The sequence below is a fragment of the Longimicrobiaceae bacterium genome (assembly GCA_035936415.1).
Lineage (GTDB): Bacteria > Gemmatimonadota > Gemmatimonadetes > Longimicrobiales > Longimicrobiaceae > JAFAYN01.
Genome location: DASYWD010000624.1, coordinates 1 through 12,443, shown reverse-complemented (window position 1 = coordinate 12,443; position 12,443 = coordinate 1). Strand labels below are relative to the sequence as shown.

The 12,443-nt window shown below is 75.5% G+C and carries 2 protein-coding genes; both read right to left on the bottom strand.

From position 1 onward, the window contains the following. A partial coding sequence (locus VGR37_24940) for an amino acid adenylation domain-containing protein (GenBank protein HEV2150668.1) occupies nucleotides 1-6,425 on the bottom strand: 6,425 nt, incomplete at its 3' end. Next, nucleotides 6,418-12,443: amino acid adenylation domain-containing protein (locus tag VGR37_24935; protein ID HEV2150667.1), on the bottom strand; the 6,026-nt coding region annotated here is incomplete at its 5' end. The genes VGR37_24935 and VGR37_24940, both read right to left, overlap by 8 nt.

Genomic DNA, 12,443 nt, shown 5'->3' with positions numbered 1-12,443 from the left:
CCCCGCAGCGCTTCGACGCGCTCCGCCAGGGCGGCCGGGGTGGGCGCCTCGAAGAGCGCCCGCAGCGGCAGCTCCACCCCGAACGCCTCGCGCACCCGGGAGACCACCCGCGTCGCCAGGAGCGAGTGCCCCCCCAGGGCGAAGAAGTCGTCCGCCGCGCCCACCCGCCCGGCCCCGAGCACGTCGGCCCAGATCCCCGCCAGCACCTCCTGCACCGGGGTGCGCGGGGGGACGTACCCTTCCCCGGACGCCCGCTCCGGCTTCGGGAGCGCGCGGCGGTCCACCTTTCCGTTCGCGTTCAGCGGCATCGCGTCCAGCACCACGACCGACGCCGGCACCATGTACTCCGGGAGCCGCTGCCTCAGGTACTCCCGCACCCCTTCCGCGCCCAGCTCCGCCCCCTCTCGCGGCACCACGTACCCCACCAGCCGCCTCTCTCCCCCGTCCTCCGGCGCCAGCACCACCGCGTCCCGCACCCCGGGGTGGCCCAGGAGCACGCCCTCGATCTCCCCGGGCTCGATGCGGAAGCCGCGGATCTTCACCTGGAAGTCCACCCGCCCCAGGAACTCGATCTCCCCTTCCGTCCACCGCACCCGGTCGCCCGTCCGGTACAGCCGCGCCCCCGGCTCCCCGCCGAAGGGATCCGGCAGGAACCTCTCCGCCGTCAGTCCGGGACGGTTCAGGTAGCCGCGCGCCACCCCGTCGCCGCCCACGTACAGCTCCCCGGGAACGCCCTCCGGCACCGGCTCCCCGCCGCGGTCCAGCACGTAGAGCGTGGTGTTGGCGATTCCCCGCCCGATCGGCACCGTGCCGGCGTCCTCCCCCACCCTCTCCACGCGGTGCCAGGAGGCGAACGTGGTGCTCTCGGTGGGTCCGTAGACGTGCAGCAGCCGCTCCGGGGCTCCCGCCGCCAGGCAGGCGCGCACCGCGGAGGGGTCCACGGCCTCGCCCCCGAAGAGGAGGTGCGTGAGGGTGCGGAAGCCCTCGGGCACCTCGCGCACCACCTGGTTGAAGAGCGCCGTGGTCAGGAAGAGCGTGGTGATCCGCTCCTCCCGCAGGAAGGAGACGAAGCGCGAGGGAGCGAGCATGGTGTCCCGGTCCACGCCCACCAGGGCGGCCCCGTTCAGCAGCGCCCCCCAGACCTCGAAGGTGGCCGCGTCGAAGGAGGCGTTGGAGGCCTGCGCCACGCGGTCGCCGGGGGTGAGCCGAACGTAGTCGCTCTCCTTCACCAGGCGCACCACGCCCCGGTGCGGGACGGCGATCCCCTTGGGCTTCCCGGTCGATCCGGAGGTGTAGACCACGTAGGCCAGGTGCTGCGGTCCGACCTCCACGGCGGGCGCCTCTGCCGGGTACCCGTCCAGGAGCGCGGCGAGCTCCTGGAGGTCCAGCACCCGGGCCGCGCTCTCCGCGATGCGCCCGCGCAGGGAGCCCCGGGTGAGCAACACGGGCCCGGCGGTCTCCGAGAGCATCGCCGCCAGGCGCTCGGCCGGGTTGGCGGGGTCCAGCGGGACGTAAAAGCCCCCGGCCCGCAGCACGGCCAGCATGCCGACCACCAGCTCCGCCGAGCGCTCCAGGAGGAGCCCCACGGGGGTGTCCGGTCCCACGCCGCGGGCGCGCAGCAGGTGCGCCAGCCGGGCGGAGCGCGCGTCCAGCTCCGCGTACGTGAGCGTGTCACCGGCAAAGGAGAGCGCCACCGCGGCCGGGGTGCGGGCGGCGGCCTCGGCGAAGAGGGCGGGGATGCTGCTCCCGCGGGGATAGGCGGTCCTCGTGTCGTTCCACTCCACGACCACCCTCTCCCGCTCCGCCCCGTCCAGCAGCGACGCCGCCGTGATCGCCCGGTCCGCGTCGGCGGCGGCTCCCTCCAGGAGGACGCGGAGGTGCTCTGCCATCCGCGCGATGGTGGCGGGCGCGAACCGGTCGGCGGCGTACTCCAGCGCCCCGGTCAGCCCGTCCTCGCCCCCGGTGAAGGACACCAGGAGGTCGAACTTGGCGATCCCCTCCGCTCCCTCCAGGGGCTCGGCGTGCACGCCGCCCAGGCGCAGCTCCCCCGCCCCGGACTCCTGGTGGGTGAACATCACCTGGAAGAAGGGCATGCGGCTGAGGCTCCGCTCCGGCTGCAGCTCCTCCACCACCCGCTCGAACGGGAGCTCCTGGTGCGCGAAGGCGCCCAGCGTGGTCTCCCGCACCCGGGCCAGCAGCGCGCGGAAGGTGGGGGTGCCGGAGAGGTCGGCGCGCAGCACGAGCGTGTTGACGAAGAAGCCGATCAGCCCCTCCGTCTCCCCGCGCGTGCGGTTGGCGACGGGGGTGCCGACGACCAGGTCCTCCTGCCCCGAGTAGACGGAGAGGAGTGCCTGCACGGCGGCCAGCAGCACCATGAACTGCGTGGCGCCCTCCTCGCGCCCCAGCGTCCGCAGGGCGCGGGTCGTCTTCTCCGGCACACGGAACACGTGGGTGCCGGCGAGCGGCTCCGGAGCGGCTCCGGACCGGTGATCGCCCGGGAGCTCCAGGACCGGCGGGGCTCCCGCCAGGGCCTTCCGCCAGTAGGCGAGCTGCGCCTCGAGGGTGTCGCCGGAGAGCCAGGCGCGCTGCCACGCGGCGTAGTCCGCGTACTGCACCGGGAGCACGGGGAGGCGCGGCTCCCGCCCCCCGGTGCAGGCGTCGTACAGCTCCGAGAGCTCCCGGACCATCACCCCGGTGCTCCACCCGTCGCTGACGATGTGGTGCATGCTGACGAGGAGCCCCCACTCTTCAGCGTCCGTACGCACGAGGGTGGCGCGCAGGAGCGGCCCGCGCGCCAGGTCGAAGGGGCGTAGCGCGTCCTCGCGCGCGAGCCGGCGCAGAACGTCGCCGGCCGCCGCTCGTGGGAGCTCCCGCAGGTCGACGACGCCCACGGCGGCCCGCTCCGCGCGGCCGACCACCTGGACGGGCGTCCCGCCCTCTTCGGCGAAGCGGGTGCGCAGCGTCTCGTGCCGCCGCACCACCCCGGAGAGCGCCCGCCGCAGCGCTCCCACGTCCAGCCGGCCCCGGACGAGGAGCGGGTAGCCGATGTTGTACGCGGGGCTCGCGGGATCGAGCTGGTGGATGAGCCAGAGCCGCTGCTGCGCGAAGGAGAGCGGCAGCGGCAGGTCGCGCCGGACGGGCGCCAGGGGCGGGACCGGCCCCTCCCGCTCTTCGCGGAGGAGGGCGTCGATCCGCGCCGCGAGCCCGGCCACGGTGGAGGCGTCGAAGACCGCCCGCAGGGGAAGCTCGACCCCGAGTGAGCGCCGCACGCGCGAGACCACGCGCGCCACCAGGAGGCTGTGCCCGCCGAGCGCGAAGAAGTCGTCCGCCGCTCCCACGCGCGCGGCGCCCAGGACCTCCGCCCAGATCCCCGAGACGATCTCCTCGGTGGGCGTGCGCGGCGCCACGAACGCGTCCCCGGACGCCGCCTCCGGCGCGGGGAGCGCCCGCCGGTCCACCTTGCCGTTGGGGGTGAGCGGGAGCGACTCCAGCACCACGAAATCGGAGGGGACCATGTACTCCGGCAGCCGCGCCCCGAGGTGCGCGCGCAGCGCCGCGGCCGCCACGTCGCCGCCCACGACGTACGCGGCCAGGCGCTTCTCCCCCGGCGTGTCCTCCCGCACCACCACGACCGCCTCGCGCACCGACGGGTGCGCCTGCAGCGCGGCCTCGACCTCGCCCGGCTCGATGCGGAAGCCGCGCACCTTCACCTGGAAGTCCGTCCGCCCCAGGTACTCCAGCTCCCCCGAGGGGAGCCACCGCACCCGGTCTCCCGTCCCGTACAGCCGCGCGCCGGACCGTCCGCCGAAGGGGTCGGGGAGGAAGGCGGCCGCCGTGAGGTCCGCCCTCCCCAGGTAGCCGCGCGCCACCCCCTCCCCGCCGACGTACAGCTCGCCGGGGACCCCCACGGGCACCGGGTCCAGGCCGGCGTCCAGCACGTACGCGCGCACGTTGCCGATCGGCCGCCCGATGACGGGCACCGGCCGCGACGCCTCCACCGGGCTCAGCACGGCGTCGACGGTGCACTCCGTGGGCCCGTAGAGGTTGTAGTACCGGCGCCCCGCGTCCTCCCCAAGCCGGCGCCACGTCGCCGGGTCGATGGCCTCGCCCGCGACCAGCACGTCGGTCGGTGCGGCGCCCGCCTGCTCCAGCAGCCCGTCGGCGATGAGCACCCGGAGCTGCGCGGGGGTGCAGTCGAGCACCTCCACGCGGCTTTCCCGCAGCCACTCGCCCATCGTCCCGCCGTCGTAGCGGACCTCGTCCGGGACGGGGTAGAGCGCCGCCCCCGAGAGGAGCTGCACCCACTGCTTCACCGAGGTGTCGAAGGTGAGCGGCCCGTTCATGCTCACCCGCGGGGCGGCATCCGCTCCGCGCCGCCCGTAGACGGCCTCCCGGAGCGCCGCGGCAAGGTTGACGACGGAGCGGTGGGTGACCATCACGCCCTTGGGGCGGCCGGTGGAGCCCGAGGTGTAGACGACGTACGCCAGGTTCTCCGGCACGGCCCCGCTCTCCGGGGGCGCCGCATCGCCGACCCCGGGGCCGGGGAGATCCCCGTCCAGGCAGAGGACCTGCGCCCCGGTGGAGGGGAGCCGCTCCCGCAGGTGCGGCTGCGTGAGGACGACGGGCGCGCCCGCGTCGGAGAGCAGGAGGGCCAGCCGCTCTGGCGGGTGCGCCGGGTCCAACGGCACGTACGCGCCACCGGCCCTGAGCACCCCCAGGACGGCGACGACCTGCTCCACCCCCCGCTCCAGGCAGAGCGCCACCCGCACCTCCGGCCCCACCCCGCGGCGCCGCAGCGCGTGGGCGAGCCGGTTCGACCTCCGGTCCAGCTCGGCGTACGTGAGCGTCTCGCCGCGGAACACCACGGCGGGGGCGCCCGGGGTGCACGCCGCCTGCTCGGCGAACAGCTCGTGCACGCACCGGCCGCGGGGGTACGCGGCGGAGGTCGCGTTCCACCCCTCCAGCACCTGGGCGCGCTCCCCGTCGGCCAGCAGCGACACGTCCCGGAGCAGCCGCTCCGGGGCCTGCACCACCTGCTCCAGGACGCGGCCGTAGTGCCGCAGCAGCCGGGCGATGCTCGCGCGCTCCCACAGCTCCACGCGGTAGGTGAGCTCCCCGCGGATCTCCGCGTCCGCGCCGAACAGGCTCAGCGACAGGTCGAACCTCGCGGGGGCCGACTCACCCGCGTCCACCCCCTCCACCCCCGCCCCGTCCAGCTCCAGCTCCCCGCCCCCGGCGTTCTGGAGGGCGAACATCACCTGGAAGACCGGCGAGTAGGCCTGGCTCCGCTCCATGCCCAGCTCCTGCACCAGCTTCTCAAACGGGAACTCCTGGTGCTCGAACGCCCCCAGCGTCGTCTCGCGCACATGGTGGAGCAGCTCGCGAAAGGTGATCGTGCGGGGGACGCGGGCGCGCAGCACCAGCGTGTTGACGAAGAGGCCGATCAGCCCTTCCGTCTCCGCCCACGTCCGGCCCGCGATGGGAGTCCCCACCACCACGTCGTCCGTCCCCGCGTAGCGCGCCAGCAGGAGCTGCCACGCCGCGAGCAGGACCATGAATCGCGTCGCCCCCTCGCGGCGGGCGAGCGCGTCCAGCGCGGCCGTGGTGGCCGCCCCGGCCGCGAAGCCGTGGATCGCCCCGCCGTCGCCCGCCACCGGCGGCCGCGGCCGGTCGGTGGGAAGCTCCAGCAGCGCGGGGGCTCCCGCCAGGCGCTCCCGCCAGAAGCCGACCTGCTCCTGCAGGACCGCGCCGGTGAGCCACTCCCTCTGCCAGGCCGCGTAGTCGGCGTACTGCAGCGGGAGGTCGGGGAGGCGCAGCGCCTCTCCGCGCGAGTGCGCCGCGTAGAGCGCGGACACCTCGCGCACCAGGATCCCGATGCTCCACCCGTCGCTGACGATGTGGTGCATGGTGAAGAACACCGCCGCATCCGCCGCCCCCAGCCGCACGGCAGTGGTCCGCAGGAGCGGGCCCGCTGCCAGGTCGAACGGCCGCCCCGCTTCCTCGGCGGCCAGCCGCCGCAGCTCGGCCTCGCGCGCCCGCTCCCCCAGCCCGCCCAGGTCCACGAGCGGGAGCCGCGCCCGCGAAGCGGGCTCCACCACCTGCTCCGGCTCGCCGTCCCGGACGGGGAAGCGGGTGCGCAGCGACTCGTGGCGGCGCACGACCTCGTCGAGGGCACGCCGGAGCGCCGGGAGGTCCAGCTCTCCGCTGACGCGCAGCGGGTAGGACATGTTGTACGTAGAGCGACCGGGATCGAGCCGGTCGACGAACCAGAGCCGCTGCTGCGCGAAGGAGAGCGGGAGCGGCTCGCCGCCGCGCGCGCGGGGCCGGAGCTCGGCCGTCGGCGGCGGTCCCGCCCTGAGCCGCTGTTCGAGCAGCCGCCTCTTCTCGGGGGAGAGCTTCGCGAGCTGGAGGAGCAGGTCAGTCATGGGACCCCGCCGCGCTCTCCATGTCCAGGTCCGCCAGGAGCGCGGCGAGCTCGCCGTCGTCCAGCCCCTCCAGCCCGCTGGCGAGCTGCTCCAGGCGGGCCCGGACCGCGCCGTCGACGTGGTGGGCCAGCGCCTCGATCGTGGGCGCCTCGAACATGAGCCGGACCGGGAGGTCCACGTCGAACACCTGCCGGATCCTGGAGACCACCCGCGTGGCGAGGAGCGAGTGTCCGCCCAGGTCGAAGAAGGAGTGCCGGACCCCGGTCCGCTCCATCCCCAGCACCTCGCCCCAGATGGCGGCCAGCTCCCCTTCCGTCTCCGTCCGGGGCGCCAGGTACTCCGCCGAGGCGCTCCCGTCCGGCTCCGGTAGCGCCCGCCGGTCCACCTTCCCCGTGGGGCCCAGGGGAAGCCGCTCCAGCACGACCACCGTGGAGGGCACCATGTGCTCGGGGAGGACCGCCGCCAGCCGCTCCCGCAGAACCTGCGGGAGCCCGGCCTCCGCCTCGCGCGCGCGCACCGGGACCTCGTCGCCCCGGAACAGCTTCCGGTAGAAGGGGCTCGCGCGGTAGCCGGGCCCGTGGTGGGCGGAGGTGTGCTCGAACTCCACCGCGCCCCCCTCGCGCCGGAGCACCGCCCCGCGCACCGAGTAGTCCGGCGAGACGCCGTTGCCGGAGACCGCGGCGCCGCACTCCAGCCGGATCCGGTCGCCGGCCCGGACCTCGACGCCGGGATCGAAGAGGGGGAAGTACGCGGGGAACCAGGCCGTCTCCTCCTCCATGATGTCCAGCACGTCCCCTTCGGCCAGCTCCATCCTCAGCCAGAGGAGCAGGCCGTCCATCCGCCCGTCGCGCGTGACCGTCAGCACCTCCTCCCGCCGGTACTCGGGGGAGACCGGCCCCGCGCCGAAGTCCAGGTCCTCGAAGACGCCGTGGTCCGAGAGCCGGCAGGCGTCCGGGAAGTCCTTCACGCAGAGGCGCAGGTCGAAGGCGTGCCCCACCTGCTCGAAGATCCGCTGCACGTAGTGCGCGGCCGTGGGCGAGAAGGCGGGGTCGGCGCCCACCTCGTCGGGGAGCGTGACCGCCGCGACGCGGGTGAGGCACCGCCCCGGGATCATCACCCCCCCGGGCTTCAGGTGCCGGCGCGCGGCGTTGAGGACCACGGCGGCGCCCTCGCCGCCCGCGATGGACTCGACGATCTCGGAGACGCACACGTCCACCGCTTCGGGGAGCTGCACGGTGCGCGCGTCGCCGTGCAGCACCACGACGCGGTCCTCCAGCCCGAGCGCCTCGATCCTGCGCTTCGCCCTGCGGTAGGACTCCTCCATCAGCTCCACCGCGTACACCCTGCGGGCGCCGGCCTCCACCGCGAGCCGCGCGAGGACGGCGTCGGCGCCGGTTCCGACGTCGAGGACCACCCCCCCGCGCGCGTGCCTCTCCAGGGCGGCACGGTAGCGCGCGTTGCGGCGGGAGTCGCCGGTGAGGCCCGAGTAGATCAGCTCGTCGTACACGAAGAAGTCGCCGACCGAGGGCCACAGCTCGGGCGTGCCCTCCCGCGAGGGGGACCCGCCGGCCTCCGGGACCACGTACGCCACCAGGCGCCGCTCCCCGCGGCCGTCGTCCCGCGCCACGACCACCGCTTCCCCGACCTCCGCCTGGCCGAGCAGCGCCGCCTCGACCTCCCCCGGCTCGATGCGGAAGCCGCGCACCTTCACCTGCGCGTCGACCCGCCCCAGGAACTCCAGCTCCCCCGAGGCCAGCCAGCGGACGCGGTCCCCGGTCCGGTACAGCCGCGCGCCCGGCTCGCCCCCGAAGGGATCGGGCACGAAGCTTTCCGCCGTCAGCCCCGGACGGCCCAGGTACCCCCGCGCCACCCCCGCCCCGGCGATCCAGAGCTCGCCCGGCACCCCCACCGGCTGCGGCTGCCCCGCCGCGTCGCAGACGTACAGCCGCACGTTCCCGAGCGGCCGTCCGACCATCCGCCCCGCCACCTCCCCCGCGACCGCGCTGCTCGCCGCGAGGACCGTCGTCTCGGTCGGCCCGTAGAGCACCCGGAGCTCCGCCGCCGGGAACGCCTCCCGCATCTCGGCCAGCAGCTCGGGCGGTACCGCGTCGCCCCCGACGTAGACCCGCCGCACCCCTTCCAGCGGCCCGCCCCCCGCCCCCCGGACCGACGACACCACCTGCCGCATCAGCGCGGGGACCGCGTGCACGGCTCCCGCCGTGCGCAGCTCCGCCGCCACGGCGTCCGCGTCCCTGACCCGGTCCATGGGGAGAAGGCGCACCGTGGAGCCGCTGACGAGCGGAACCAGCACCTCGAACGCCCAGATGTCGAAGGCGAAGCTCGCGAGTCCGAGCACCGTCCGCCCCGCGCCGGGCCCGAAGGTCCCGCGTACCGTGCGGGCGAAGTTGGCGAGGCTGCGGTGCTCGACCACAACCCCCTTGGGCGTCCCCGTGGACCCCGAGGTGTAGATCACGTATGCCGCGCTGCGCGGATCCGCCGCGCCCCCGGGGGCGCCGCCCGGGCCGGCGGCGAGCGCCTCCCGGTCACGGTCCAGGCAGACCACGGCTCCCCCGAAGGCGGGGAGCCCGTCCAGCAGGCGCGACTCGGTGAGCAGCACGGCCGCGCCCGAGTCGCCGAGCACGAACGCGATCCGGTCCGCGGGATACTCTGGGTCCAGCGGCACGTACGCGCCCCCGGCCTTGAGGACGCCCAGCACCGCGGCGACCATCTCCACCCCGCGCTCCAGGCAGATCCCCACCCGCACCTCGGGCCCCACGCCCAGCCGGCGGAGGTGGTGAGCCACCCGGTCTGCCGCGCCCTCCAGCTCCGCGTACGTCAGCGCCCGGTCTCCGCAGGCCACCGCGACCGCGCCCGGAGTACGGGCCGCCTGCTCCGCGAACATCTCGTGCACGCAGCCGTCCGGGCGCTCCTCGGCGGTCGCGTTCCACGCCTCCAGCACACGGGCGCGCTCGGCCCCGCGCAGCAGCGGCACCTCGGAGATCCGCCGGTGCGGGTCCGCCACCATGGACTCCAGCATGATCTCCAGGTGCTCGATGAGGCGCTCCACCGTCTCCGGCTCGAACAGCGCCTTCCGGTACGTCAGCACGCCCCTGAACCCCTCCCCGCCTTCCACCAGCGCCAGCTCCAGGTCGAACCGGACCGCGCCTTCGCTCACCTCGAACGAGTCCACCTCCACGCTCCCCAGCGACAGCCCCTCGCCGGGCGCGTTGCGGTGCAGGGCGAAGGCGACCTGGAAGAGCGGCGGGTGGGTGAGGCTGCGGTCGGTGACCAGCTCCTCCACCAGCCGCTCGAAGGGGAGGTCCTGGTGCGCGTACGCCTCCAGCGCCGTTTCCCGCACCCGGCCCAGCAGCTCCCGCCAAGTCGGGTCTCCCCGCAGGTCCGCGCGCACCGCCAGCATGTTGACGAAGAACCCGATCAGCCCCTCGGTCTCCACCTGCGTCCGGCCCGCCACGGGGGTCCCCACCATCACGTCCTCCTGCCCCGCGTAGCGCCCGAGCAGCGCCTGCCAGGCGCCCAGCACGGTCATGAACAGCGTGGTCCCCTCCCGCCGCGAGAGTGCCCGCAGCGCCCCGGTGAGCTCCGCCGGGAGCGCGAAGGAGCAGGCTCCGCCGAGAGGGCTCCGCCCCGCCGCTCGGGGGTGGTCCGTGGGGACCTCCAGCAGCGGGGGCGCGCCCGCCAGCGCTTCCTTCCAGAAGCGCATCTGCGCCTCCAGCGCCTCCCCGGAGACGTGCGCCCGCTGCCAGGCGGCGTAGTCGGCGTACTGCACCGGGAGGTCGGGGAGCGCGGGCTCCCGGCCCGCGGCGAAGGCGGCGTAGAGCGCCGAGACTTCGTGCACCATCACGTCCATGCTCCACCCGTCGCTGACGATGTGGTGCAGCGTGAAGCAGAGGACGTGGTCCTGCTCGCCCAGCCGCAGCAGCAGGGTCCGCAGCAGCGGACCCGTGGCGAGGTCGAAGGGCCGCAGCGACTCCTCTCCGGCGAGCCGCTCCGCTTCGCGCGCCGGGTCCGGGTACGCGCGGAGGTCGACGACCGGGACCGGTACGGGAGCGGGCGGGAGGACCACCTGCACGGGCCCGCCGTCCCGCTCGCCGAAGACGGTGCGCAGCGCCTCGTGGCGCCGGACCAGCGCGTCCAGGCTCCTTCCCAGCGCCCGCTCGTCCAGCGCTCCGCGCAGGCGCAGCGGGAAGGGCATGTTGTAAGCGCTGCTCCCCGGCTCCACGCGGTCCGCGAGCCACAGCCGCTGCTGCGCGAACGACAGCGGGAGATCCCGGTCGCGGGGGACCCGCGCGACGCGGAGCGCCGCCCCGGCGGCTCCCGCCTGCTGCGCTTCCTCCACGTGCGCCGCGAACGCAGCCACGGTGGGCGCCTCGAACAGCGCCCGGAGCGGCAGCTCCACCCCGAACGCGCGGCGCACCCGGGAAACGACCTGCGCGACCAGGAGGGAGTGCCCGCCCAGGTCGAAGAAGCTCTCCTCCACGCCCACCGGCGCGGTGTGGAGCACCTCCGCCCAGATCCCGCAGAGGATCTCCTCGGTCGTGGTGCGGGGCGCCACGTGCCTCGGGCCCGCGGTCTCCGGCGCCGGGAGCGCCCTGCGGTCGACCTTCCCGTTGGAGAGGAGCGGGAGGGCGTCCAGCACTACGAAGGCGCCCGGCACCATGGGTTCGGGCAGGCGCCCGGCTACGTGCTCCCGCAGCTCCGCCGGCGAGGGCTGCGCGCCCTTTCCGGGGACCACGTACGCCACCAGGCGCTTCCCTCCCGCTGCGCCCTCCCGCACGGCCACCACCGCTTCGCGCACGGAGGGGTGCGCGACCAGCGCGGCCTCGACCTCGCCCGGCTCGATGCGGAATCCGCGCACCTTCACCTGCTGGTCCACGCGCCCCAGGAACTCCAGCTCGCCCGTGTCGAGCCACCGCACGCGGTCGCCGGTCCGGTACAGCCGTCCCCCGGGCTCCCCCGCGAACGGATCGGGGACGAAGCGCTCGGCGGTCAGCTCCGGCCGGCCCAGGTAGCCGCGCGCCACCTGCGCGCCGCCCAGGTACAGTTCCCCGGCCATTCCCACCGGCATCGGGTCCCCCGCCCCGTCCAGCACGCACGCCCGCACGTTCGCCACGGGCCGCCCCAGCGGAACGGCCGCCCCGCCGCCGGGCTCCGCCACCGCCGCGGCCGCGTCGATGCACACCTCCGTCGGCCCGTACAGGTTCACCACCTCCGCGCCGAGCGCGTCGCGGCAGCGCGCCGCCAGCCCCGCGGAAAGCGCCTCGCCCCCGCTGAAGACCCGCCGCACGCGCGCGGCCGACCGCAGCTCCTCCTCTTCCAGCACCGCGGCGAGGAGCGAGGGGACGAACTGCACGACCGTGACCTCCTCTTCCGCCATCGCCCGCGCCAGGCGGGCCGGCTCGGCGTGCGCACCGGGCTCGGCCAGCACCAGCACGGCTCCGGCCAGGAGCGGGGCCCAGAACTCCCAGACCGAGGCGTCGAAGCCGAACGGCGTCTTCTGCAGCACGCGGTCCGCCGCCGTCAGCGGGAAGGCCTGCTGCATCCACGCCATGTGGTTGGCGAGCGCCGCGTGGGGGAGGACGACCCCCTTGGGCGTTCCCGTGGACCCCGAGGTGTAGATCACGTACGCCGCATTGCGCGGGTCGACCCCCGCCTCGCGGGCCGGGGACTCCTCCCCCGCTTCGGCGAGCAGGGCCTCCAGCGAGTGGACGTCCGCCTCCGTGGCGGGGAGCCTGCCGCGCAGGTGGTCCTGGACCAGCACGGCGGCGCATGCGGAGTCCTCCAGCAGGGAGGCCACGCGCACGGCGGGGTAGTCGGGGTCCAGGGGGACGTAGGCGCCGCCGGCGCGGAGGATCCCCAGGAGGGCGACGACCATTCCGGGGGAGCGCTCGGCGAAGAGCCCCACGCGCACCTCGGGCCGGACGCCGCGCCGCCGCAGCGCGCGGGCGAGCCGGTCGGCCGCGCGGTCCAGCCCGGCGTACGTGAGCGTCTCGCCGCGGA